This window comes from Pseudoflavonifractor sp. HNCC25GI2 (genome assembly GCF_058136395.1).
This window is the reverse complement of sequence record NZ_JBYUOW010000005.1, coordinates 48,528-71,712: the sequence shown is the minus strand read 5'-3', so window position 1 is coordinate 71,712 and position 23,185 is coordinate 48,528. Positions and strand designations below refer to the sequence as shown.

The 23,185-nt window shown below is 61.0% G+C and carries 21 protein-coding genes; 6 read left to right on the top strand and 15 right to left on the bottom strand.

Annotation, left to right across the window (positions count from 1 at the left end):
* The first annotated feature begins 118 nt into the window (after window positions 1–118).
* The 3 genes from AC3YUO_RS08520 to AC3YUO_RS08510 all read left to right on the top strand — a co-directional run bounded on the left by AC3YUO_RS08520 (window position 119) and on the right by AC3YUO_RS08510 (window position 4,294).
* Complete coding sequence (locus AC3YUO_RS08520; protein WP_489962719.1) at window positions 119–2,503, top strand: phosphoketolase family protein; 2,385 nt, start codon at window positions 119–121, stop codon at window positions 2,501–2,503.
* A gap of 192 nt (window positions 2,504–2,695) precedes the next feature.
* Entirely contained in the window at window positions 2,696–3,235 is a 540-nt protein-coding gene (locus tag AC3YUO_RS08515) for an ECF transporter S component (protein WP_489962605.1), read from the top strand.
* Between the two features lie 12 nt (window positions 3,236–3,247).
* The gene (locus AC3YUO_RS08510) at window positions 3,248–4,294 is read left to right on the top strand and encodes a uridine kinase family protein (RefSeq protein WP_489962604.1); all 1,047 of its coding nucleotides are present in this window, start codon (window positions 3,248–3,250) and stop codon (window positions 4,292–4,294) included.
* 39 nt (window positions 4,295–4,333) lie between these two features.
* Here AC3YUO_RS08510 and AC3YUO_RS08505 read toward each other — a convergent pair whose 3' ends face one another.
* Window positions 4,334–5,467, bottom strand: a complete 1,134-nt coding sequence (locus AC3YUO_RS08505; protein WP_489962603.1) for an aldo/keto reductase — start codon at window positions 5,465–5,467, stop codon at window positions 4,334–4,336.
* Between the two features lie 3 nt (window positions 5,468–5,470).
* The gene (locus AC3YUO_RS08500) at window positions 5,471–5,884 is read right to left on the bottom strand and encodes a DUF3842 family protein (RefSeq protein WP_489962602.1); all 414 of its coding nucleotides are present in this window, start codon (window positions 5,882–5,884) and stop codon (window positions 5,471–5,473) included.
* A gap of 144 nt (window positions 5,885–6,028) precedes the next feature.
* Here AC3YUO_RS08500 and AC3YUO_RS08495 point away from each other — a divergent pair, with 144 nt between their 5' ends.
* Complete coding sequence (locus tag AC3YUO_RS08495; RefSeq protein ID WP_489962601.1) at window positions 6,029–6,256, top strand: hypothetical protein; 228 nt, start codon at window positions 6,029–6,031, stop codon at window positions 6,254–6,256.
* Here AC3YUO_RS08495 and AC3YUO_RS08490 read toward each other — a convergent pair.
* A complete protein-coding gene (locus AC3YUO_RS08490; RefSeq protein ID WP_489962600.1) occupies window positions 6,246–7,097 on the bottom strand; it encodes a patatin-like phospholipase family protein in 852 nt (283 codons plus the stop codon). The genes AC3YUO_RS08495 and AC3YUO_RS08490 overlap by 11 nt on opposite strands.
* 135 nt (window positions 7,098–7,232) lie before the next feature.
* Here AC3YUO_RS08490 and cysK point away from each other — a divergent pair, with 135 nt between their 5' ends.
* The gene (cysK, locus tag AC3YUO_RS08485; RefSeq protein ID WP_489962599.1) at window positions 7,233–8,159 is read left to right on the top strand and encodes a cysteine synthase A; all 927 of its coding nucleotides are present in this window, start codon (window positions 7,233–7,235) and stop codon (window positions 8,157–8,159) included.
* An 86-nt stretch (window positions 8,160–8,245) separates the two neighbouring features.
* Window positions 8,246–9,565: a cadherin-like domain-containing protein gene (locus AC3YUO_RS08480; protein ID WP_489962598.1), complete on the top strand. Its 1,320-nt coding sequence runs from the start codon at window positions 8,246–8,248 to the stop codon at window positions 9,563–9,565.
* Between the two features lie 74 nt (window positions 9,566–9,639).
* On the opposite strand, the gene AC3YUO_RS08475 is transcribed toward AC3YUO_RS08480, so the two are convergent.
* The 12 genes from AC3YUO_RS08475 to AC3YUO_RS08420 all read right to left on the bottom strand — a co-directional run bounded on the left by AC3YUO_RS08475 (window position 9,640) and on the right by AC3YUO_RS08420 (window position 23,180).
* Window positions 9,640–10,164 carry an ATP synthase subunit B family protein gene (locus AC3YUO_RS08475; protein ID WP_489962597.1) on the bottom strand — a complete coding sequence of 175 codons (525 nt, stop codon included), beginning with the start codon at window positions 10,162–10,164 and terminating at the stop codon, window positions 9,640–9,642.
* A 3-nt stretch (window positions 10,165–10,167) separates the two neighbouring features.
* On the bottom strand, window positions 10,168–10,665 hold the full coding sequence (gene coaD, locus AC3YUO_RS08470; RefSeq protein WP_489962596.1) for a pantetheine-phosphate adenylyltransferase: 498 nt from the start codon (window positions 10,663–10,665) through the stop codon (window positions 10,168–10,170).
* Window positions 10,662–11,285 (bottom strand): 16S rRNA (guanine(966)-N(2))-methyltransferase RsmD, encoded by a 624-nt coding sequence (gene rsmD / locus AC3YUO_RS08465; RefSeq protein ID WP_489962718.1) that lies wholly within the window; start codon window positions 11,283–11,285, stop codon window positions 10,662–10,664. The genes coaD and rsmD overlap by 4 nt, the downstream gene beginning before the upstream one ends.
* Window positions 11,249–13,081 (bottom strand): excinuclease ABC subunit UvrC, encoded by a 1,833-nt coding sequence (gene uvrC / locus AC3YUO_RS08460; protein ID WP_489962595.1) that lies wholly within the window; start codon window positions 13,079–13,081, stop codon window positions 11,249–11,251. Before uvrC ends, rsmD begins: the two co-directional genes overlap by 37 nt.
* 78 nt (window positions 13,082–13,159) lie before the next feature.
* The gene (locus tag AC3YUO_RS08455) at window positions 13,160–13,423 is read right to left on the bottom strand and encodes an HPr family phosphocarrier protein (protein WP_023347782.1); all 264 of its coding nucleotides are present in this window, start codon (window positions 13,421–13,423) and stop codon (window positions 13,160–13,162) included.
* A gap of 469 nt (window positions 13,424–13,892) precedes the next feature.
* Window positions 13,893–16,262 (bottom strand): endonuclease MutS2, encoded by a 2,370-nt coding sequence (locus tag AC3YUO_RS08450; protein ID WP_489962594.1) that lies wholly within the window; start codon window positions 16,260–16,262, stop codon window positions 13,893–13,895.
* A 120-nt stretch (window positions 16,263–16,382) separates the two neighbouring features.
* Window positions 16,383–17,693, bottom strand: coding sequence for an MATE family efflux transporter (locus AC3YUO_RS08445; RefSeq protein ID WP_489962593.1), 1,311 nt, complete (start codon window positions 17,691–17,693; stop codon window positions 16,383–16,385).
* A gap of 289 nt (window positions 17,694–17,982) precedes the next feature.
* Window positions 17,983–18,426, bottom strand: coding sequence for a type II 3-dehydroquinate dehydratase (gene aroQ / locus AC3YUO_RS08440; protein WP_489962592.1), 444 nt, complete (start codon window positions 18,424–18,426; stop codon window positions 17,983–17,985).
* On the bottom strand, window positions 18,423–19,655 hold the full coding sequence (locus AC3YUO_RS08435; protein ID WP_489962591.1) for a shikimate kinase: 1,233 nt from the start codon (window positions 19,653–19,655) through the stop codon (window positions 18,423–18,425). The genes aroQ and AC3YUO_RS08435 overlap by 4 nt, the downstream gene beginning before the upstream one ends.
* A complete protein-coding gene (pheA, locus tag AC3YUO_RS08430) occupies window positions 19,655–20,806 on the bottom strand; it encodes a prephenate dehydratase (protein ID WP_489962590.1) in 1,152 nt (383 codons plus the stop codon). The genes AC3YUO_RS08435 and pheA overlap by 1 nt, the downstream gene beginning before the upstream one ends.
* Window positions 20,807–20,842: 36 nt before the next feature.
* A complete protein-coding gene (gene aroC / locus AC3YUO_RS08425) occupies window positions 20,843–21,955 on the bottom strand; it encodes a chorismate synthase (protein ID WP_489962589.1) in 1,113 nt (370 codons plus the stop codon).
* Window positions 21,945–23,180, bottom strand: coding sequence for a 3-phosphoshikimate 1-carboxyvinyltransferase (locus AC3YUO_RS08420; protein ID WP_489962588.1), 1,236 nt, complete (start codon window positions 23,178–23,180; stop codon window positions 21,945–21,947). The genes aroC and AC3YUO_RS08420 overlap by 11 nt, the downstream gene beginning before the upstream one ends.
* Window positions 23,181–23,185 lie beyond the last annotated feature (5 nt).

Genomic DNA, 23,185 nt, shown 5'->3' with positions numbered 1-23,185 from the left:
TTCGGTTTAGATTATACTTACATATATATTGTTTCATTTCAACTTCCACGAAGGAGGCTGTTTTATGCCCAAAGCTGCCAACAGCGCACCCAAGGCCGCCGCAAAGGCTCCGGCCCGCATGTCGAAAAAAGATCCCCTGACCCGGGAACAGCTCAATGATATTGACGCCTGGTGGCGGGCCGCAAACTATCTGTCCGCCTGCCAGCTCTATTTATTGGATAACCCGCTGCTGCGGCAGCCTCTGCGCCCCGAGCATCTGAAACAGAACATCGTGGGCCACTGGGGGACCTGCCCCGGCCAGAACTTCATCTACACCCACCTAAACCGGGCCATTGTCAAATATGACCTGGACATGATCTACATCTGCGGCCCCGGCCACGGAGGCAACGCCGTGGTGGCCCAGACCTATCTGGAGGGCTCTTACAGCGAGATTTACCCCAACATCAGCCAGGACGCCGAGGGAATGAAGAAGCTTTTCCGCCAATATTCCTTTCCTGGCGGCATTCCCTGCCACACCGCTCCCCAGACTCCCGGCTCCATCAACGAAGGGGGAGAATTGGGCTACTCCCTGTCCCACGCCTTCGGCGCTGTCATGGATAACCCCAGTCTCATCGCCGCCTGTGTGATAGGTGACGGCGAGGCCGAAACCGGCCCCTCCGCCGCGGCCTGGCACTCCAACAAGTTCCTCAATCCCATTACCGACGGAGCGGTACTGCCCATTCTCCATCTCAACGGCTTCAAGGTGTCCAACCCCACCATCTTCTCCCGCATCAGCCACGAGGAGCTGGAAATGTTCTTCAAGGGCTGCGGCTGGGAGCCCCGCTTTGTGGAGGGCGAGGTCCCCAAGGTCATGCACCAGAAAATGGCCGCTGCTCTGGACTGGGCAGTGCGGGAAATCCAGCGGATTCAGGAGTACGCCCGCACCAGCGGCGACGCTGCCCGGCCCCGGTGGCCCATGATTATCCTCCGCTCCCCCAAGGGCTGGACCGGCCCCAAGGAGGTGGACGGCAAGCAGGTGGAGGGCAGCTGGCGCTCCCACACCGCCCCCATCCCCGTCCACGACGGCAAGCCCGGCCGAATCCAGGAACTGGAGACCTGGCTGCACAGCTATAAGCCCGAAGAGCTCTTTGATGAGAATGGAACCCTGATTCCCCGTCTGCGGGAGCTGGCTCCGGTGGGTGATCGGCGCATGGGGGCCAACCCCCACGCCAACGGCGGTCTGCTGCTGCGGGATCTGCGTGTGCCTGATTTCCGCAATTACATGCTGGATGTACCCCAGCCCGGCGCCGTGGAGGCGGAGGACATGGAGGTGCTGGGCGGCTATGTGCAGGAACTGATGAAGCGAAACCTGAACGCCCGGAACTTCCGCATCTTTGGCCCGGATGAGACGGCCTCCAACCGTCTCTCCCGGGTGTTCGAGGCCACGGGCCGGCGTTGGAATGACCCCATTGACCCCGACTCCGACGAGGCTCTGTCCGCTGACGGTCGGGTGATGGACGCCGCCCTCTCCGAGCATCTGTGCCAGGGCTGGCTGGAGGGCTATCTGCTCACCGGACGCCACGGCTTCTTCAACAGCTACGAGGCCTTCATCCGCATTGTGGATTCCATGGTGGCTCAGCACGCCAAGTGGCTGAAGGTGTGCCGGCAGCTCCCCTGGCGGCAGTCCATCGCCTCTTTGAACTATGTGCTGGCCTCCAACGTGTGGCAGCAGGATCACAACGGCTTCACCCACCAGGATCCCGGCTTCCTGGACCACGTGGCCAACAAGAAGGCGGACGTGGTACGCCTCTACCTCCCCCCCGACGCCAACTGCCTGCTGTGCTGCTTCGACCACTGCATCCAGAGCCGGGACCAGATCAACGTTATGATCGCCTCCAAGCTCCCCCGCCCCCAGTGGCTCAACATGGATGAGGCCATCAAGCACTGCACTCACGGCATCGGCATCTGGCAGTGGGCTTCCAACGATCAGGGGTATGAGCCGGATGCGGTGCTGGCCTGCTGCGGTGACACCCCCACGCTGGAGACCTTGGCCGCCGTCACCATTCTGCGCCACTACCTGCCCAACCTGAAAATCCGGGTGGTCAACGTGGTGGACCTGATGAAGCTGCAGCCCCACACCGAGCACCCCCACGGCCTCACTGATGAGGATTATGATGCCATCTTCACCACCGACGCCCCCATCATCTTCGCCTTCCACGGCTACCCCACCCTGGTTCATGAGCTCACCTACCGCCGGCACAATAAGAAGCTCCATGTCCGTGGCTACAAGGAGGAGGGTACCATCACCACTCCCTTTGATATGCGGGTACGCAACGACATCGACCGCTTCCACCTGGTGATGGACACGGTCAAGCGCCTGCCCCAGCTTGGAAACAGCGCCGCCTACCTCATTCAGGAGATGAAGGACAAGCTGGTGGAGCACCGGCAGTACATCAACACCTACGGCCAGGATATGCCCGAGGTGCGCCAGTGGCGCTGGAACGGCGGAAAAGGCAATTATTGAGCCTGCCCTTGACCCGGGTGTATACAGCGTGGTATAATCTGGTCAATCGTCCGTCATGAAGCCGGCACTTTCCCCCAGCGCCGTTCCCTTTGGGAACCCATATTTTGTAACGGTCATACCGCGCAGGTATGCTCTGCCCAGAAGGGCGGAACATCCTGCGCGGTATTTTTCCGTCAAAGGAGAGAGGTTTTCATGCGCAATCAAAATCAGTCCATCCGGAATCTGGTCCTGGCCGCTCTGATGCTGGCCCTGGCCTACATCCTGCCCAACTTCACGGGCAACATCCCACAGATCGGGGCCATGCTGCTGCCCATGCACCTGCCCACCATTCTGTGCGGCTTTTTGTGCGGCGGTCCCTGGGGAGCTGCGGTTGGCTTTATCGCCCCGCTGATGCGTTCCCTGCTGCTCACCAAGCCCCCCATGTTCCCCACCGCCATCGCCATGGCTTTTGAGCTGGCCACCTACGGTCTGGTCTCCGGCGTGCTCTACCGCCGCCTGCCCAAGACTCTGGTTGGCATCTACACCGCCCTCATCGGCGCCATGCTGTGCGGCCGGGTAGTCTGGGGCATTGTGACCGCCCTGCTGCTCCTCAATGGGGAGGGCTTCACCTTTGCCGCCTTCATCGCCGGTGCCTTCACCAACGCCATCCCCGGTATCATCCTCCAGCTGGTAGCCATCCCTGTGGTGGTCCTGGCCCTGCAGAAGGCCAAGCTGATCGCCCAGCCCGCCTGAGCCATGGAGGATATGGCGAAGCTCCTGAAGGAGCACTTTGAGAACCACCCGGATATGGAGATCCGGGACGCCGTAAAATTCTTGTACCAGAGCCACATGGGGGTCGGCCACCTCATCCATGATGAGAACGCCGCCCTCGCTCGTCTGGAAGCGGAGTGGGCCCAGGTTGCGGCAGAGCCCTCTGCCCCTCTGACCGAGCCGCTGGGCGGCGGGCTGTGCCGTCTCCAGCTCAATGCCTGTAAAGGAAAAGGGCTGTCTGCACAAACTGTCTTCCGCCTGTTCTGTCTTACCTCGCAACAGGTCGCCCCGGACCTGTCCGGCTTGGAACGCGACTTGGCGCTGGTATACGGCCTCCCTTTTCCCAGGGCTGACGTGGCGGAAGAGCTCACGCAATTCAAAGCGCAGGGCTATCCTGCCGTAAGCCACAGTGTCCGGTACCGGGACGCCTATGCCCCGGCCTACCGGGTAATTTCCGCCCGGCTGGCGCGGCTGCTCCCCCTGCTGTGCGCCATCGACCATGAAATGGCCTGTACCCCTTTTGTCCGGGTGGCTATCGACGGTCCCTGCGCCTCAGGCAAATCCACTCTTGGAGAGGAGCTGGCTCAAATCTATTCCTGTCCTCTCATTCACATGGATGACTTCTTCCTCCGCCCGGAACAGCGGACGGAGGAGCGTCTGGCTCAGCCTGGGGGCAATGTGGACTATGAGCGTTTCCTTCAGGAGGTCCTTCTCCCACTCACCCGGCAGGAGGCGGCCCGCTACCGCCCCTGGCGCTGCCGTATGGGGGACTTTGATGCTCCTGTCACCGTCCCCTCCTGCCCGCTGGTGGTGGTGGAGGGGAGCTATTCCCTGCGGCCGGACCTGCGGGAGCACTACCACCTGCGGGTATGGGCGGAGGCGCCCATGGAGGAACGGCTGGAGCGGCTGGCCAAGCGCGGCGGGCCGGGCTGTCTGGAGCGGTTCCGGACCATGTGGATCCCCCTGGAAAACCGGTACTTTGACGCCTGCCGGGTAAAGGAATGCTGTCAGCTTTCCATTTCCGGATCCAAGGAACAGTAAAAATCCCGTTGGGACAACTTGTCCCAACGGGATTTTTTCTTATTTCTGCGCCAGGAAGTGCTCCACCTGACCGGTAATCTGAGCCAAGTGCTCCCGGATGGGGATTTGCTGGGGACACAGCGTCTCACACCGTCCGCAGCCCACACAGCGGTCGGGCCGCTCCTCCGCGTCCAGATTGCTCCAGGCACGCTTGGTCAGCCGCTGATTCTGGTAGACCGCCATGTTGTTCCACACCTGGAAGCTCCCGGGAATATCTACGCCCGAGGGGCAGGGCAGGCAGTAGCGGCATCCGGTACAGCCGTTGTTCAGCCGTGCTCGCAGCCGCCGGGCGGTCTCCTCCACCAGCGTCTCCTCTTCCCCGCTGAGGGGGCGCAGGGGCGAGAAGTCAGCCAGGTTGTCCTCCAGCTGCTCCATGGTGGTCATACCGCTTAGGACCACGGCCACGCCTAGCTGGCTGGCCACCCAGCGCATAGCCCATCGTGAGGGCGTAGCTTGGGGATCGGCCTCTCGCAGGGGCTTGGCCACCTCCTCAGGCAGCTGAGCGAGAGAACCACCCTTCACCGGCTCCATCACCACCACAGGGACGGACAGGCTGCGGGCCAGCTCCAGGCCCCGCAGGCCCGCCTGGTGCTCCGTGTCCATGTAGTTGAGCTGAATCTGGCAGAAATCCCAGGCGCGGTAACGGAGAATCTCTTCAAATACCGGGTAGCTGTCATGGAAGGAAAAGCCGATGCGGCGCAGCGTCCCCGCCGCTTGATATTCCTCCAGCAGAGAAAGAATGTCCAGCTGTACCATCTTGTCCCAGGTTTTCCGGTTCAGGTTATGGAGCAGGTAGAAGTCCACATAGGGGGTCTGGAGGCGCTCCAGCTGCTGCTCCAAAATTTCCCTGGCCTGCTCCCGGCTCTCCACAAGCCAGCAGGGCAGCTTGGTGGCCAGGCAGTAGCTCTCCCGAGGATAGGCGGACAGGGTCCGTCCCAAAAAGGGCTCGCTTTCCCCGTCGTGATAGGGCCAGGCAGTATCAAAATAGGTGATTCCACCCCGGATCGCCCGGTCGATCAGCTCCTTCGCCTTTTCCTCATCAATGGCTCCCGTCTCCCGGAGAACAGGAAAGCGCATTCCTCCGTAGCCCAGCCGGGAGGGCGACGCCCCAGAAAACATCGAACAGCAATCCATCTTTTAAGCCTCCCTCAGTTCCTGCATCATCTGCTCTACGGCTTGTGCAACATAATTAGGCAAGGGCTGCTCCTTTACGCCGCTCACCACCACGCCGCAGCTGTTCATAGGGATTAGAAACTTTCGCGCCCGGCAGCCTCCCACCGCTTCCGCCATGGCAGGTGTTACTTCCCCCAAAATGGAGTGGGCTACCACAATTCCCACCGGGCCCAGCACCGCGTCTGCGTCCATGACACCCCGGACCACCGGGTTTTCCCCTGTGGCACCGAAGTCCGCCCCAGCCTTGAGCATGGTCGCGGTGGCGATGCTGTTGGTACCCAGCGCATAAATCTGTGCCTGAGGCAGGCGGCGCTTTACTTCCTCCACAAGGAGCTTTCCAAGACGGCCTCCCTGGCCGTCCACAACTACGATTTTCATGGTTCTCTCCCTTTCCTTCCTATGTCCATAGGCACTCAGTTTACCACAATTCCGTCTATCCGGGAAGAAAAATTCCCATCCCGCCTCAGAAAAGAAAACCGCCCGCCGGGCCGCTGCATAGAATGGCCCGGGGGTGGTGGTTTTATGTCCTTTTGTGCCAGACCTTATGGTGACAGCTATCGCCTGCTCGTTCTGGCGGTGGCGGCAGCTGTCTGGCTGTCCCAGGACACAGACAGTGATACCTTGAGCAAGCTGGCCTCTTTCTTTACCGTGCTGGGGGATATTCTCGCCCTGTTCGCCCTTCAGCCGGAACTGCTGGAAGGGGCAGCACAGGGACAAAGCCCGTCCCCGGAAGCTCAGCTCAGCCCTTAAAATAGTCCCGAATCTCTTCCATGCGGTCCACGGCCTCCTGGTAGCCTTCCGCCCACAGAAGACGCAGCTTTTCCGTGTTCCGCTCTGTGCGGGCCACCCCCAGGGTGGAGCTAGGTGCAATGACAAGGATTTTTCCTTGCTTCTCCAGTTCAAACAGCTGCCTGCGGCTCTCATTATAGCGCTCCGCCCGCTGCTCCATGGCGCGCACAAATTCCGGATATTCCTTATACCGGCGGCGAATGAGAGGCATGGCTTTATCCTGTTTCCGCACATAATCCCGGGTTCGGGTGAGCACCACCAGCACCCGGTCACAGCCCTGATCCAGAGCACGCTGCCAGGGGATGGAATCGGCCACGCCGCCGTCCAGGCAGGGCTTTCCGTCAATTTCATAGATGGGGAACATCAGGGGCATGGCACAGGAGGCTTGCAGAACCAGGGACTCTTTGTCCCGCCGGGGCACCTCCACATACTCGGCGCCGCCGGTATTCAGGTTGGTCATCACCGCCTCCACCTGTCCCGGGTATGCCTCAAAAGTATCATAGTCAAAGGGAACCAGCTCATTGGGAATGGTATCATAGGCAAACTTCAACCCAAAATAGCTCTGGTTTTCCTTGTCCGCCAGGTTGTTCATGCCCATATACCGGCGGTCATTGGCAAAACGGGTGACTACCTCCAAGTTCCGCCTGGGCTGGCGGGAGAGGTAACTGACACCGTAGGCGATGCCCGCCGACACGCCCACCACATAGTCGGCCATTACATTGCCCTCCAGCAGGCCGTCGCACACGCCGCTGGAGAAAATCGCGCGGAGAGCTCCGCCCTCCAATACAAGTCCTGTTTTCATGGCAAATCCTCTTATCCCAAAAATTGAATCATGAACGTATTATAGCCCTCTTTTTTCCTCTTTGCAAATAAATTGACATCTCACTCCATTGGCGCTATGATAAACCTATCCTTTTAATAGGAGTGATTCAATATTATGTCAATCATTATTTCCAGCGTGGAGCAGCTTATCGGCAACACGCCGCTCTTCCAGGTGGAGACCAACGCGCAAACAGGAACCCGGCTGCTGGCCAAGCTGGAGTACCTCAATCCCGCGGGCAGCATCAAGGACCGGGCCGCTCTTTACATGATTCAGGATGCGGAGGATCGGGGCCTGCTCCAGCCGGGCGCCACCCTCATTGAGCCCACCTCGGGCAATACGGGCATTGGACTGGCCTGTGTAGCCGCCGCCCGGGGCTATCAGGTCATTCTCACCATGCCGGAAACCATGAGTGCCGAGCGCCGGGCTATGCTGGCAGCCTACGGGGCCAAGCTGGTGCTCACCCCCGGCGCCCTGGGCATGCAGGGTGCGGTGGATAAGGCGGAGGAGCTCCACGCCTCCATCCCCGGCAGTCTGATTCCCGGTCAGTTCATCAACCCCGCCAATCCCAAGGCCCACTACTGCACCACTGGCCCGGAGATCTGGCAGGACACCGAAGGAAAGGTGGACATTCTGGTGGCCGGCGTGGGCACCGGCGGCACCATCACCGGCACCGGACGGTATCTGAAGGAACAGAACCCCCAGCTCCAGGTCGTCGCTGTGGAGCCCGCCTCCTCCCCCCTGCTCTCCGCCGGAACGGCAGGCCCCCACCAGATCCAGGGCATTGGGGCCAATTTTGTGCCCGAGGCCCTGGACCGCTCGGTGCTGGACGAGGTTCTGCCCGTAAGCGATCAGGACGCCTTTGACGCGGGCCGGGAGATGGCCCGTTCCTTTGGCCTGCTGGTGGGCATCTCCTCCGGCGCCGCCCTGTACGCCGCCCGTCAGGTGGCAGCTCGGCCGGAAAACGCAGGCAAGACCGTGGTAGCCATTCTGCCTGACTCCGGAGACCGATACCTGTCCTCTCCCATGTTTGCTGAGTCCTGACCTTGTCTTCCAATTTTTAGCGCCGCATAATTTCCCTGCCCCGGCCGCACACTAGGGATACACTGACCAACCAAGGAGGTATCCCCATGAAACGACCCGTTGCGCGCCGCGCGGTACTGGCGTCCATGCTGGTACTAAGTCTGGCTCTTTCCCTCACTGTCCCCGCCTCCGCCTTCTTCTGGAACCGGAAGGATGACACCCCCTCTGTGGCCGACTTTTCCAAAAACGGCCTGGTAGGCACGGTCATCTCCTTCACCCAAGAGGATTTTGTACTGGAAAACGGCGGCGGAGCCGGCATCAGTGCCATCACCATTGACACGCTGCCCGACCCCGGCGCCGGCACCCTGCTCATGGGCGGCCAGCCCATTCAGGCTGGCTCGCTGGTGGAGCAGAGCGCGCTGGGCGGTCTCCGCTTCCAGTGCTCCCCCAATCCCTCTCTGACGACCGCTACCTTCACCTTTACCCCCATTCTCTCCTCCGCCGAGATCTGTGAGGCGGCCACGGTCACCCTCTACCTGCTCACCGAGGAGAATCAGGCCCCCATCGCCCGGAACATGGACCTGTCCACCTACAAAAATGTGGCCATCACCGGGTACTTTGACGCGGTGGATTCCGAGGGCGACCTGCTCACCTTCCAGCTCACCTCCACCCCCGCCCGGGGCGCGGTGACCATGGCGGAGGACGGTTCCAGCCGGTTTGTTTACACCCCCTATGAGAATAAGACAGGCAGCGACTCCTTCACCTATGTGGCCGTGGACCCCGCAGGCAACACCTCCCCCGAGGCCAAGGTCTCTATACGCATTGAAAAGCCCTCTACCTCCGTGACCTATTCCGACCTGGAGGGCAACAGTGCTCACAAGGCGGCCATCCGCCTGGCGGAGGAAGGCATCTGCGTGGGGGAATATGTCAACGGACAATATTTTTTTCACCCGGACCAGCCGGTGAGCCGGGCCCAGTTTCTGTCCATGGCCATGGCAGTATCCGGTCTGGAGCCCCTGGAGGACGTGACCCTCACCGGCTTCTCTGACGATGCCGCCATTCCCACCTGGGCCAAGGGCTCCGTCTCCGCCGCCCTGAAGGCGGGCGTCATTCAGGGCAGCCGGGATGAGGACGGCGCCCCGGTATTTGGCGCAGACAGCCTCATTACGATGGGAGAAGCCACCGTGATGCTCAACAACCTGCTGGGCGTGAGCGACGTCCCGGTGGAAGTGTTCTCAGCCGAAGGCTCTGACCACTGGGCCTCCCAGGCTGCGGCCAACCTGGCTGCCTCTGGTGTCATTCGGGTAGAGGACTCCAGCGCCGCCACCCTGTCCGCCCAAATGACCCGGGCGGAAGCAGCGGAGCTGCTGGACGGTGCCTTGGACATGCTGGATGCCCGGGACGATGGCAGCTGGCTTCCCTGGTAACCTTTTTTCGCACGAAAAATTCCCCGGAGCGTCTGTACGCTCCGGGGAATTCATTTTCTTTTCCGTTCTGCAGTTCAGTCCTCGTCCGCCGCCGCATCATAGATGGGCCGGGAGCCCGTCCCGGCAGAGGGCGCAGAAGCCACTCCGGCCGCGGCACGGAACCGGGCCCGAGACTTTTTGATCTCATCATAGGCCTCGGCCACCGCCTCCTCGGTACGGCGAAGGGCATCCTCGCAGTACTCATTGGCGGAGCGCTTCAGATCGCGGCTGCGCTCCTCGGCCTGCTGCATCATCTCGTTGGCGCGCTGCCGGGCCTGGAGGGTAATGGTATCCTCTGCCACCAGCTGGCGGGCACGGTCCTCGGCGGCCTTGCGGATGGCATCCGCTTCCCGCTTGGCTGAGGCCACCAGCTCCGCCCGGTTGGCCATCATCTTTCTGGCCTCAGCCAGCTCGATGGGGAACTGACTGCGCACATCGTCAATGAGGTCCAGCGCCCGGTCCCGCTCAATGACACATTTATCGCTGGACAGAGGGGCGTTCTTTGCCTCATCAATCATCTCAAAAAGCATGTCCAGTAATTCTTCCACACCGCTTGCCATGCGTTATCCTTCCTTTCCCTGCATTTCCCCCATGCGCCGGTTGACATCGTCCACGATCTCCCGGGGAACAAATTCCGCCAGGTCGGCCCCATACCGGGCCATCTCCTTGACAATGGTGGAGCTGAGGTAGGTATATTTCTCACTGGAGGCCAGGAACATAGTCTCCAGTCTGGGGTTCAGCTTCTTGTTGATAACTGCCATCTGAACTTCCTGCTCAAAATCGGATACAGCGCGCAGCCCCTTGACCACCACGTGGGCCCTGCGCTCCTTGGCGTAGTCCGCCAGCAGCTCATTGGAGTAGTCCACCTCCACATTGGGGAACCGGGCCGTGGACCGCCGCAGCAGCTCCACCCGTTCCTCCGGGGTGAACATCCCCTGCTTTTTGGAATTTATCATGACGCAGACAATCAATTTGTCAAAACAGGCCGCCGCCCGCTTGATGATATTCAGGTGGCCCAAGGTCACCGGATCAAAACTGCCCGGATAGATGGCAGTACTCATGCTCGTTCACTCCCTGCCCGGTGGAATACCGTCAGTTTGATTTTTCCGTACCGGTACTCTCTTCCCTGCACATAGGGGGCCGCCAGGGAGGGCAAAACCTTCTCGGCGGCACTTTCGCATACCATTATACCATGTTCCGACAGAATGTCAAACCTGGCAATGGCCTCCATACTCTCTTCCAAAAGTTGGGTTTGGTAGGGCGGATCCAGGAAAATCAGGTCAAATTTCTCCCGGCAGGCGGACAGGAAGGACAGCGCGTCTCCCTGCACCACCCTGGAGTGCTCATTGAGCCCGCACAGGCGCAGGTTGTCCCGGATGACCGCCGCCGCGTCCCGCCGGGCGTCCACAAAGGTGCAGTGGGCCGCGCCCCGGGACAGGGCCTCAATGCCCAGCTGGCCGGTGCCTCCAAAGAGGTCCAGGGTCCGCCGGCCCTCAATTTCAAACTGGATGATATTGAACAGGGACTCCTTCACCTTGTCCGTGGTGGGACGGGTGTCCATGCCCGGCAGTTCTTTGAGCTTTCTGCCCCGCGAGGATCCTGAAATGACGCGCATATCCTTCGTTCCTTTCTTCCCGGGCTGGATTATTCCTGCTCCGGTGTCTCGTGAAAATACTGAAATACTGCCTGAGCGGTGTTCCGTGGAACTACCTTCTCCAGTTCCTCCAGAGAGGCCTCCTTCACCGCCTTCACGCTCTTGAAGTGCTTCAGCAACTGCTGCCGCCGCTTCTCCCCCACCCCGGGTATTTTATCCAGCATGGAGCCCTTCACATGCCCCGCCTGAAGCTGACGGTGGTACTCGATGGCAAAGCGGTGGGTCTCCTCCTGGATCTGTCCGATGAGAGAAAAGACCGCCGGCACCGCCTGGATACCAATCTCCCGGCCGTCCGGATGGACCAGGGCCCGGGTGCGGTGGCGGTCATCCTTCACCATGCCGAAGGCGGGGATGTCCAGATTCAGGGTCTCCAGCACACGCTGGGCCACCCGCACGTGCTCCAGTCCGCCGTCAATGAGCAGCAGATCGGGCTTATCGGCAAACTTCTCGTCCCCGTCCAGGTAGCGCCGGAAGCGCCGGGTGAGCACCTGCTCCATGGAGGCGTAGTCGTCGGGGCCGTTCATGTCCTTCAGCTTGAAACGGCGGTAATCCCGCTTCAAGGGCCGGCCGTTTTCGTAGACCACCATGGAGGCCACGATGTCGCTGGCCCCGGTGTTGGAGATGTCGTAGGACTCCATCCGTCTGGGAGGTCCCTCCAGGGCCAGCATCCGGCCCAGCAGCTCCAGCAGCTTGTTCTGCCGCTCCTCCCGGGTGGTAGCCCGTTCCACCTCTTCCCGAGCGTTCTGGTTGGCCAAGCGGATGAGGTCCATTTTTGCCCCCCGCTGGGGGGTAACCAGCTCCACCCGACGACCCACCTGCTCAGACAGCATCCGGGTCAGAGGCACCTGGTCGGGCAGCTCACAGGGCAGCAGAATCTGCTTGGGCAGCCGGGCCCGGCCCACATAGTATTCCCGCACCAGGGAGGAAAGGACGGTCCCCTCCTCCTCTTCCATGGGGGTCTCAATCAAATCAAAGTCCTTGGCCGCCAGGTCTCCCTCCACATAGTGCAGAACCACAAAGCAGCTCTTGGCCGTGCCCCGGAAAAAGCCGGTGACGTCCGTGTCTGCCAGCGAGCCGGCCACCACCTTCTGCCGGGCCCCTAAAAGCTCAATGGCCCGCAGCCGGTCCCGCAGTTCGGCCGCCCGCTCAAAACGCAGCTCCTCCGCCGCCTGCTCCATCTCCGCCGTCAGGTCGGCCTTTACCTCCTGGAAGCGCCCCTCCAGCAGAGAGAGCGCCTGGGCAATGGCCTGGTCGTGGCGCTCCTTCAAGTCGGCGCTGCGGCAGTAGCCGTCACACTTGCCCATGTGGAAATTGAGGCAGGGACGCTCCTTGCCGATGTCCCGCGGGAACTTCCGGTTGCAGGAGGGCAGGCGCAGAGCCGAGCGCAGGGCGTCAATGATGGCCTGGGTGCTGTGGCGGCTGGCGTAGGGGCCGAAGTACCGGGCTCCATCCTCCGCCGGCCGGGTCGCCAGGGAGAATTTGGGATAGGGATCCCGCACCGTCACCCGCACATAGGGATAGCCCTTGTCGTCCTTGAGCAGGATGTTGTAGTGGGGCTGGTGGCGCTTGATGAGGGAGCACTCCAGCACCAGGGCCTCAAACTCACTGTCAGCAATGATGACGTCAAAGTGGTCAATCTGACTGACCATGGCCCGGGTCTTCTCCGTGTGGGCGGCGGAGTCCTGAAAGTACTGGCTTACCCGGTTCTTCAGGGCCTTGGCCTTTCCCACGTAGATCACCGTGTTCTTGGCGTCCTGCATGATATAGACTCCCGGCTTCAGGGGCAGGGAGTGTGCTTTTTCCTTTAGCTCCTCAAAGGTCATGTCTGCCTCCCTGTCCGGAGCGGTCCGGACATATCAAAAAAGGCACCGCTGAGCGGTGCCTTTTCGCTGCTTGCAGGTTTACTCGGAGAAATCAGAGGAAATCATCTTATACAATGCCTCGACCGCTTCCTTCTCATCCGGGCCATCCGCGATCAGCTTGATAGGAGTGCCCTTCACGATACCCAGGGACAGTACTCCAAGCAGGCTCTTGGCATTCACCTTACGCTCCTCCTTCTCAACCCAGATGGAGCTCTTGAACTCGTTGGCCTTCTGGATAAAGAATGTAGCGGGTCTTGCATGCAGACCAACCTGATTATTCACGACTGCTTCCTGACTATACATAAATTGTACCTCCGCCTCGTCGTATTGTGTGTCATTAGCATACCAGATTTATCCCGTTCACGTCAATGACATTTTTCACAAATATTACAGAGCATTTAAACAAATATTAAGAGCGCATTTCACGTTTTTCTTATGTTCTCACTAAATTTAGTTTATTTTTTCTCCGCTGTGCAGAAAAGAACCTTCCTTTTTCTCCCACAAATGGTCCAAAATTCTGTCCAAGCGGACCTCATCCGGTTTCCAATTGGTGTTCCAGCTTTTCCTGTTTTTTATTCGTCGATTTTTCAGACAGGCACTGGTTCCTTTTCCATCACTTCAGCTCCGCCACGGTTACGCCATCCTCAAAGGCGCAGGTGTTTCCTGCGGGAAACACAATCGCGCTACGCGCGCTGCGCCTTCAGGGGGGAACCAGTTCCCCCCTGATACCCCCTTCCGGTCTCCGACGGGACGTGGAAATTTTGATACCTTGTCACTTCAACTCTGCCACAGTTACGCCATCCTCGCCTTCGCCGTAGCGGCCGGGCCGGAAGGACTTAATATAGCGGCTGCGCTTCAGGTAGGTACGCACGGCGCTGCGCACCGCGCCGGTTCCCTTGCCGTGAATGATGGTCACCGTCTCCAGCTTTCCCATCATGGCCGTATCCAAAAAGCGTTCCAGCACGGCGATGGCCTCGTCGGTCATCATGCCCCGCAGGTCGATCTGGGAAGGTACCGCCGCCGTGCGCAGGGTGTGCTCCGCCCGGGTGACGATGCGACGGGCCTCCTTCTGGGCCTGGGTCTCCCCTTCCACCACGCGGACTTCCTCCTGCTTGGCGGAGATTTTCAAAATACCCGCCTGAAGCTGGAGAGAGCCGTCCTTGTTCACCGACAGCACCGTGGCCCGGGTACCCATCTTCACCAGCTCCACGGTATCTCCGGCCACAGCAGGACGGGTGGGCGGCGGGACCTCGGGCTCCGGGGCTGGGCCGCCGATGTTCCGCTCCGCCTCGTTGAGGAGACGGCGGGCCTCCGCACGGCCGTCGTTCACCTGCTGCCAATCCAGCTTATCCTGCTGCTTTTTCAGCTGCTTCAGCTCCGAGAGGGCCAGGTCGCTGGCCGCCCGGGCCTCCTCGATGATGGCACGAGCCTCCGCCTGGGCCTTCTCCACCACCTTAGCCCGCTCCGCCTCCAGCTTCTCCCGGTAGGCCCGGGCTTTGGAGGCCGACTGCTCCATCTCCAGCTTCAGCCGCTTGGCCTCCGCACGCTCCTTCTCCATCTCCTGGCGCTGCTGGTCCAGGCGGGTAAGGACGTCCTCAAAGCGGACATTTTCCGCGTCCAGACGCTCCGCCGCCTTATCAATAATATATTCCGGCAGCCCCAGCCGGCGTGATATGGCAAAGGCATTGGACTTGCCAGGAATTCCCAGAATCAGCCGGTAGGTGGGCGCCAGGGTATCCACATTGAACTCACAGGAGGCATTTTCCACCCCCGCCGTGGTCATGGCATACACCTTCAGCTCGGCATAATGGGTGGTGGCCGCCACGGCGGAGCCCATGCTCCGGGCGTACTCGATGATGGCGGCGGCCAGGGCCGCTCCCTCCACCGGGTCGGTGCCAGCTCCCAGCTCATCAAAGAGAATGAGAGAGTCACCATCCGCCTCGTCCAGGATGCCCACGATGTTGGTCATGTGGGAGGAGAAGGTGGACAGGGACTGGGCGATGGACTGCTCGTCGCCGATGTCCGCCAGCACCCGGTGAAAAATTCGGACCGTAGAGTCGTCCTTAGCCGGGATATGCAGGCCGCACTGGGCCATGAGGGTAATGAGGCCGATGGTCTTCAGCGTCACCGTCTTACCGCCGGTGTTGGGGCCAGTGATCACCAGGGTATCAAAGTGCTCCCCCAGCTCCAGGTCGTTGGCCACCGCCTTCTTCCGATCCAGAAGAGGATGCCGCGCTCCCCGCAGGCGTAAATACTTGTCAGACAGTGCAGGCTCTGAGCAATCCAGCTTCACCGACAGCTGGGCTCGGGCAAAGATGGTGTCCAGCCAGATGAGCAGCTGGTAGTCCTCCAGAATGTCCTCCTTGTGGGCGGCACACTCCGCAGACAGTTGGGCCAGAATGCGTTCAATCTCCTTTTTCTCTTTGGCGGCCAGCTCCCGCAGCTCGTTGTTGGCCTTCACCACCCCCATGGGCTCAATGAAGAAGGTGGAGCCCGAGGAGGACACGTCGTGGACCAGGCCGGGGATAGCATTCTTATGTTCCGACTTCACCGGCACCACGTACCGGTCGGAGCGGATGGTAATGATGGCCTCCTGGAGGTACTTGGCCTGGTTGGAGGAGATCAGCTTCTGAAGAATGTCCCGCACCTTGGCCTCGGAGGCACGCATGTGCCTCCGAATAGAAGCCAGCTCGGGGCTGGCCGAGTCGGCAATCTCATCCTCCCCCAGGATGGAGTTGGAGATGGAGTCCTCCAAAAACCGGTTGGGCGTGAGGGCGCGGAACAGATGGGAGATGGGGGTCTTCTCCTCTCCCCCGCCATACTCCCCTACGCTGCGGGTGCAGCGCAGCACCGCCGCAATGTCCAGCAGCTCACGGGTGCTGAGACTGCCCCCCATGTCCGCACGCTGGAGAGAGGCGGCCACCGGCTTCACTCCAGAGAAGCCCGGTGTGCCCCGCAGAACCAGCATCTTCACTGCAGCAGTGGTCTCCTGCTGGGCCCGCTCCACATCATCCCGGTCCGTCATGGGGCGCAGGGACAGGCACTTCTCCTTTCCCTCCTCCGTGGCCGCACAGTCGGCCAGAAGCTCCAGCACCCGGGGCAGTTCCAGGGTCTGGATGGATTTTTCAAACAGCTCACTCATAGTACAATTACTCCTGTAATGGATTGTGTCCATTTCCTTTGCCCCTATTCTCTCACAAAGCGGCCCGCTGCGCAAGTGCGGAAAAAGGCGGCCCTCAACGGACCGCCTTTTCTCATCCTGTCACAGGTGCTGAGGCAGGGGCGTATCGTCCGCCACCTTACCCAGCGGCCGGTAAACGGTGAAATACATGGTCAAAAAGCAGGCCAGGCCGCCTAACAGCTGGGACACGGCCTCCGCCACAAACACTCCGGTGGTTCCCATCCAGATGGGCAGAATCACCGTCAGCGGGGCGTTAATGATGGCTTTGCGCAGCAGGGAGAAGAATACCGCTTGCTTGGAACGCCCCAGGCTGACAAACACACCCTGACCCGCCATCTGCAGGGACATGAAGACAAACAATCCAAAGTAAATCCGCAGGGCGGGAATGCCCTTTTCGATCACCTCGGGCTCATTGTTGAACACCTGGATGAGAAGGCCAGGCACAAGCATGGCCAGCGCCCAGAACACAGCGGCATAAACCACCGTCACCCCAACGCTGAACCGGATGGATTCCCGCACGCGGCTATATTTACCCGCACCGTAGTTGAAGCCGGCCACGGGCTGGGAGCCGTTGGTCAGGCCCTGGACAGGCATACTGAACACTTCTCTAAGAGAGTTGATGATGGTCATGATGCCTACATACAGATCACCGCCGTAGCTCTGGAGAGTAGCGTTGCACACCACCTGCACCAGGCTGTTGGTCATGTTCATGAAGAAACCAGACAGGCCCAAGCTGATGATCCGCATAACCCGGCGCCGCTGGAGCCGGAGGCATCGCCGCCGCAAGCGGAGGATGGCCCGGCGGCTGGTGAGAAACTGCAAAACCCAGACCGCCGATACCCCCTGGGAGATTACCGTGGCCAGGGCCGCCCCCTGAACGCCCATATCCAGCAGGAAAATAAAAATGGGGTCCAGTACAATATTCAGCGCCGCACCAATGATTACGGTCAGCATCCCCATCCGTCCGAAGCCCTGGGAGTTGATGAATGGATTCATACCCAGGCTGATCATCATAAAGAGGGTCCCGCACAGGTAAATGGTCATGTACTGGTCCGCGTAGACAAAGGTATCCGCGCTGGCGCCGAAGAGATACAAAATGGGCTCCTGCAGCAGCATGAAAAAAGCGGTGGCGGCAACGCCCAGGAGAATCAGGAGTGTAAGGGAATTTCCCATTACATTTTCTGCCTCCTCATTGTCTCCATGTCCCCGGCAGATGGAACACAGCGGGGCACCGCCGGTGCCGCAAAGGTTGGCCAGTCCCATAATAATGGATACGATGGGAATGGTAATTCCGATACCGGTCAGGGCCAGATGACCTGTGCCGGGCAGTCGGCCCAAATAGATGCGATCCACCACGCTATACAGCACATTCACCAGCTGTGCAGCTGTCATGGGGATCGCAAGCGTCATAATATTTTTGGAGATGCTCCCCTTGGAAAAATCGTTCTTGACCCCGGGCACGTCCCTTCCGCCTCTTTTCCTGTGCTCTGCCGTCGGGTCGGTGCACACTCCCCCCGCCCCTCATTCTGCCGGCAGCAATTTTGTAAATGGGTTTATGGATAGAAATACTTTAACACAATTTTTACAAAAGGGAAAGTCCCTTTCCGCAGTCTGCTGTCCCGTCCCACATCCAGGCATGAAGACAAAAAGACGCCGCGCGGAATCCGCGCGGCGTTCCTGCTTATTTGCGGCACGCTCCATAGCGGCCGACCAGGTATTCAATGGCCTCCACATAGCCCTGGAACCCCTTGCCCATGACAGTCTTCTCACAAGCCATGCCTGCATAGGAGACCTGCCGAAATTTCTCTCGGCTCTTCACGTCGGACAGGTGGACCTCCACCGCCGGCAGGCCCACTGCCTTTAGTGCATCCAGAATAGCCACGCTGGTGTGGGTGTAGGCGGCGGGGTTAATCACGATGGCGTCCTCCCGCCCATAGGCGGCCTGGATACGGTCCACAATGGCCCCCTCGTGATTGGACTGGAAACACTCCACCTCAACGTCAAGACGGGCACAGGTCTCCTCGACCAGGGCGATAAGGGTCTTATAATCCTGTCGGCCGTAGATGTCCGGCTCCCGAATGCCCAGCATATTCAGATTGGGCCCGTTGATGACAAGCAGCTTCATAAACCAAGCCTCCTGATAATTTCCTTCACGGTGTCCTCCACCCGGTGGTTCTCCACCTCCAGGTCGCAGGCCGCCTCATAGAGCGGGAGCCTGCGGCGGTAGAGCTCCTGCAGGTCATTGGCCTGGGACACGGGCCGCCCCTCCACCGGGAGCAGGCTCACATCCCGCTTGAGGAAAATGACGGTGGAGTTCTGCCGCATGGGGGCAAGATCGTCCGGCTGGGTCACAATGCCCCCGCCAGCGGCAATGACCAGGCCCGACTCCCGGGCCACCCGGCATAGGGCGTCGTGCTCCAGGCGGCGGAAATACATCTCCCCCTCCCGGGCAAAGATGTCCGGAATAGAGCGCACCGTCTCCCGCTCAATGAGCTCATCCAGGTCCACCAGCTGCCGCCCCAGGCGCTCGGCCAGCGCCCGGCCCACGGTGCTCTTGCCGCACCCGGGCATGCCTATAAGAAGCAGATTCCGCGTTTCTTTCTCCATCGCTCCAGAAATCTCCTCCACCTTGCTGTCCGGAAGGCGGACCCCCAGGAAGAGCTCCGCCGCCGCCTTGGCCTGGGCCACCAGCATGCCCAGACCATTGGCCCGGCACAGGCCTCGTTCCTCCGCCTGGAGCAGGAACCGGGTCCGGGCGGGGTTGTAGATGAGGTCAAAGGCCCCCTCCAACTGAGGGAACCGGGACAGGTCTACCGGGGAGGCGTCAGTATGAGGATACATCCCCACCGGGGTGGCATTGACAATAATTTTGACATCAGCGTGGCGGTCCAGATTTTCGTAATTATCCTCACCAGAGCGGGAGATGAACACAATCTCCCCCGCTCCCAGGTCCTCCAGCACCGTTTTCACGGTGAGCGACACACCGCCGGTGCCCAATATCAGTGCTTTTTTCCCCGCCACCTGGGCTCCGGCGGAGCAGAGCATCCAGGCAAAGCCGTCGTAGTCGGTGTTGTGGCCCAGCAGAGTTCCGTCCTCACGGCGGATAATGGTGTTGACGCTACCAATGCGCCGGGCCTGTGGGGTCAGCTCCTGGCAGTAGGGAATGACCGCCTTTTTGTAGGGGATAGTCACGTTCAGGCCATAAAAGGCCTTGCTCTCCAGGAAGGGGCCCAGCTCCTCCGGCCGCAGCTCCACCAGGCGGTAGTCATAGCCCGCCAAGCGGCGGTGGATGGCTGGGGAAAAACTGTGACCCAACTTCTCCCCAATAAGCCCGTACTCCAAGCCGCCCTCCATCAGCAGATAACCTCGTTGTAGGTACCCAGATAGCGCATCTGCTCGCTCTCCGCCTCCAGGTCCCGGAACAGCTTCTCCACCTCGGGGGCGTACACCGAGGCATCAATGTCAAAGTAGAACATGAACTCAAATTCCCGTTCGGGCAGGGGGCGGCTCTCCAGCTTCTGGAGATTGATATTCAGAGCATAGAACTTGGCCAGTACATTATAGAGGGTACCCGGCTTGTGGGGCAGGGTGATCATGAGAGAGGTGCGGTCCGCTCCGGGGTAGATCTCCAGCTTCTTGGAGATGCAGATGAACCGGGTGTAGTTGTTGTCCTGGTCCTGGACGTTCTCCTGAAGAATGTTCAGGCCGTAGTGCTCGGCGCAGAACCGGGAGGACAGGGCGGCCACGTCGGTGCGGTCAGACTCGGCCACCATGCGGGAGGCAGTTGCGGTATTCTCCACGACAGTGACTTTCACGTCCTTCAGCCCCGCCAGGTAGCCGGCGCACTGGTTGATGGCCTGCTCATGGGAGAAGATCTCCTTCACCTGGGACAGATCGGTGCCATGCTTGGCCAGCAGGTTGTGGCTCACCTTCAGCCGGGCGGAGCGGACGATGTAGAAGTTGTGCCGCAGCATCAGGTCGTACACTGCTTTCACGGAGCCGGCAGTGCTGTTTTCGATAGGCAGGATGCCGTACTGGCACATGCCGCTCTCCACCGCCTTGAACACATGGTCGAAGGTCTGGAAGTACATGATGGTGGGCGCCTTGAAGAGGCGATCACAGGCGATCTGGGAGTAAGCTCCCTCAATGCCCTGGCAGGCCACCGTGGGCCGCTGAGGAAACAGAGCCGGGGTGGCCTCCAGAGCCTTGTGGATGTTGTCATACACCCGGGAGGTGCCGCCCACCCGGCCGTACTGATAGGAACGGCTGACGGAGAGGATGCTGCGGTACACCGACTGGGCATAGTCGGCCAGCTCCTCCCCCGCCTGCTCCCCTACCTTGCCCAGCAGGGCACGCTCCCGGGCGGCGGCGTAGACGGGCAGGCTTCTGGCCAGCTTGTAGTCGGCAATCTCTCCAGCGGTCTCCATACGCTGCTTGAACAGCTCCACCATCTGCCGGTCAATGTCATCAATGCGTTCCCGTAGTACTTCCAGTTCTTCGCTCATGTTCTTCAGCCTCCTATTCAATCTATCCGTAAAACGTTACTCTTTGCTTGCCGCATCGGGCAGGCGGGCAGGCGCGTCCAGCAGGGCGTCCAGCACCACCAAAGCCGCGGCGGCCTCCACCACCGGAACCGCCCTGGGCACCACACAGGGGTCGTGGCGCCCCTTTACCTGCAGCTTGACAGGCTCCATCCGGCGGAGGGACACACTGTCCTGCTCCCGGGCGATGGATGGGGTGGGCTTGAAGGCCGCCCGGAATACCAGCGGCATTCCTGTGGTGATTCCCCCCAGGATGCCCCCGGCGTGGTTGGTGGCGGTGCGGATCTGCCCATCCTCTACTACGAAGGGGTCATTGTGCTCCGAACCCCGCATCTCCGCCGCCCGGAAGCCCGCACCGAACTCCACGCCCTTCACCGCCGGAATGCCGAAGATGGCCGCCGCCATGCGGCTCTCCATTCCGCCGAAGAGAGGACCGCACAGCCCGGCGGGCAGGCCGGTGACCATACACTCCACCACGCCCCCCACCGAGTCGTACTGACTTCTGGCCTCCAGGATTTTCTGGTGCATCTTCTCCCCTGCCTCCGGGTCCAGCACCGGGAGGGCAGCGGCTTTCAGGCTGTCAAGGAGTTCTCCTTTCTCACCCGTCGGGCAGAATGGTTTATCCTGGATTCCGGCGATGCTCTGGATGTGGGCGTCCACCCGGATGCCCCGGCGGGCCAAAATCTGGAGGGCAATGCCTCCGGCAATGCACAGGGGAGCCGTAAGCCGCCCGGAGAAGTGGCCGCCTCCCGCCGCGTCCTGCCAGCCCCCATACCGCACTTGGGCGGTGTAGTCGGCGTGTCCGGGCCGGGGCACGTCCTTCAGATTGTCGTAATCCTGGGAGCGGGTGTTGGTGTTCTCAATCACCGCCGCCAGCGGGGCTCCGCAGGTCACTCCGTCCACCAGGCCGCACAGGATCTTGGGCAGGTCAGCCTCCTTCCGGGGGGTGGACACGTCGCTGTGTCCCGGAGCCCGGCGGGCCAAAAAACGTCCCAGCTCCTCCAGGTCTACCCGCTCTCCGGCGGGCAGGCCGTCCACGCACACTCCAATGGCGGGGGCGTGGGACTGGCCGAAGATGGACACATGGATATTCTTTCCAAATTCAGAGGACATTTACGCTCCCTCCCAGCTTTTGATAGTGGTCCCAAAACTCCGGGTAGGACTTGGCCACGCACTCCGCCCCCTCCAGGGTGACGGGATTCTCACAGGCGGCCGCGGCTACGGCGGTCATCATGGCGATGCGGTGATCGTTGTGGCTGTCCACCACGCCGCCCCCCGCCAGATGCTCCAGGCCGTGGATGGTCAAACTGTCCAGCCCTTCCTCAATGTCCGCTCCAAGGGCGGTGAGGGCCGCCGTCACCGAGGCGAGCCGGTCGCTCTCCTTTATCCGCAGCCGGGCCGCATTGGTAAGCCGGGCTGTCCCCCGGCGCACCGCCGCCATGGCGGCCAGCGGAGGCACCAGGTCGGGGTACTGGGACACATCCAGCTCCACATCCCCCGGCCGGGCCAGTTTCCAGTAAAAGGCGGACACCGCCTTGTCCCCCTGGGCGGAGTAGGGGTTCATCTCCCGGATGGTGACATCGCTGCCCAGGAAGTTGGCCGCATACCAAAAAGCGGCCTGGGACCAGTCGGCCTCCACGGTGCGGTTGCCCGCCTGGTAATCCATCTTCCCTGTCATGCGAAAACACTTCACATCTCTGTGGGGCTCAGTCACGGTGACACCCGCCCCGGCCAGAGCGTCCAGGGTCATAGCGATGTAGTCCCGGCTTTCCAAGGGGGTGGTGGGCACAATACGGGACTTTCCCTCCACCAGGGGCAGGGCGTAGAGAAGGCCGGTAAAAAACTGGCTGGACACATTGCCGGGGAGCGCATACTCCCCCGCCTCCAGCCGCCCACGCACTGTCAAGCTGTCGCCCTCCTGCTCCCAGGCAATTCCCTTCTCCCGGAACAGGTTTACGTAGGGCTCCTGGGGCCGCTCCATCAGCCGCCCATGGCCGGTAAACACGCCGCCTCCGGCCACCGCCAGGGCGATGGGGATGAGAAAGCGCAGGGTGGAACCGGACTCCCCGCAGTCAAAGCGGGGCAGTTCCTTACCCGGCCGGAAGACGCCCCCCATGCCGGTAAGCTCCAGGGTCCGCTCCCCTTTCTGCTCCCACCGGGCCCCCAGGGCCTGGACGCAGCTCAGAGTAGCCAGGATGTCCTGGGAAAAGGCCACGTTCTCCAGTCGGCTTTTCCCCTTGGCCAGGGCTGCGGCCAGAATGACCCGGTGGGCCTGGCTCTTGCTGGGTGGCGGCGTCACCGCCCCCTTTAGCCTGCCCGGTTGAATGTTGACCTTCATGCTTC

Bases quoted from the DNA above. Each gene is read 5' to 3' on its own strand.
- AC3YUO_RS08450 (WP_489962594.1), bottom strand. From the start codon at position 16,262: ATGAGTGAGCTGTTTGAAAAATCCATCCAGACCCTGGAACTGCCCCGG.
- AC3YUO_RS08420 (WP_489962588.1), bottom strand. From the start codon at position 23,180: ATGAAGGTCAACATTCAACCGGGCAGGCTAAAGGGGGCGGTGACGCCG.
- AC3YUO_RS08480 (WP_489962598.1), top strand. From the start codon at position 8,246: ATGAAACGACCCGTTGCGCGCCGCGCGGTACTGGCGTCCATGCTGGTA.
- AC3YUO_RS08435 (WP_489962591.1), bottom strand. From the start codon at position 19,655: ATGGAGGGCGGCTTGGAGTACGGGCTTATTGGGGAGAAGTTGGGTCAC.
- AC3YUO_RS08500 (WP_489962602.1), bottom strand. From the start codon at position 5,884: ATGAAAATCGTAGTTGTGGACGGCCAGGGAGGCCGTCTTGGAAAGCTC.
- AC3YUO_RS08455 (WP_023347782.1), bottom strand. From the start codon at position 13,423: ATGTATAGTCAGGAAGCAGTCGTGAATAATCAGGTTGGTCTGCATGCA.
- aroQ (WP_489962592.1), bottom strand. From the start codon at position 18,426: ATGAAGCTGCTTGTCATCAACGGGCCCAATCTGAATATGCTGGGCATT.
- cysK (WP_489962599.1), top strand. From the start codon at position 7,233: ATGTCAATCATTATTTCCAGCGTGGAGCAGCTTATCGGCAACACGCCG.
- AC3YUO_RS08505 (WP_489962603.1), bottom strand. From the start codon at position 5,467: ATGGATTGCTGTTCGATGTTTTCTGGGGCGTCGCCCTCCCGGCTGGGC.
- coaD (WP_489962596.1), bottom strand. From the start codon at position 10,665: ATGAGTACTGCCATCTATCCGGGCAGTTTTGATCCGGTGACCTTGGGC.
- AC3YUO_RS08515 (WP_489962605.1), top strand. From the start codon at position 2,696: ATGCGCAATCAAAATCAGTCCATCCGGAATCTGGTCCTGGCCGCTCTG.
- AC3YUO_RS08475 (WP_489962597.1), bottom strand. From the start codon at position 10,164: ATGGCAAGCGGTGTGGAAGAATTACTGGACATGCTTTTTGAGATGATT.
- uvrC (WP_489962595.1), bottom strand. From the start codon at position 13,081: ATGACCTTTGAGGAGCTAAAGGAAAAAGCACACTCCCTGCCCCTGAAG.
- AC3YUO_RS08495 (WP_489962601.1), top strand. From the start codon at position 6,029: ATGTCCTTTTGTGCCAGACCTTATGGTGACAGCTATCGCCTGCTCGTT.
- AC3YUO_RS08520 (WP_489962719.1), top strand. From the start codon at position 119: ATGTCGAAAAAAGATCCCCTGACCCGGGAACAGCTCAATGATATTGAC.
- pheA (WP_489962590.1), bottom strand. From the start codon at position 20,806: ATGAGCGAAGAACTGGAAGTACTACGGGAACGCATTGATGACATTGAC.
- AC3YUO_RS08490 (WP_489962600.1), bottom strand. From the start codon at position 7,097: ATGAAAACAGGACTTGTATTGGAGGGCGGAGCTCTCCGCGCGATTTTC.
- AC3YUO_RS08445 (WP_489962593.1), bottom strand. From the start codon at position 17,693: ATGACAGCTGCACAGCTGGTGAATGTGCTGTATAGCGTGGTGGATCGC.
- aroC (WP_489962589.1), bottom strand. From the start codon at position 21,955: ATGTCCTCTGAATTTGGAAAGAATATCCATGTGTCCATCTTCGGCCAG.
- AC3YUO_RS08510 (WP_489962604.1), top strand. From the start codon at position 3,248: ATGGCGAAGCTCCTGAAGGAGCACTTTGAGAACCACCCGGATATGGAG.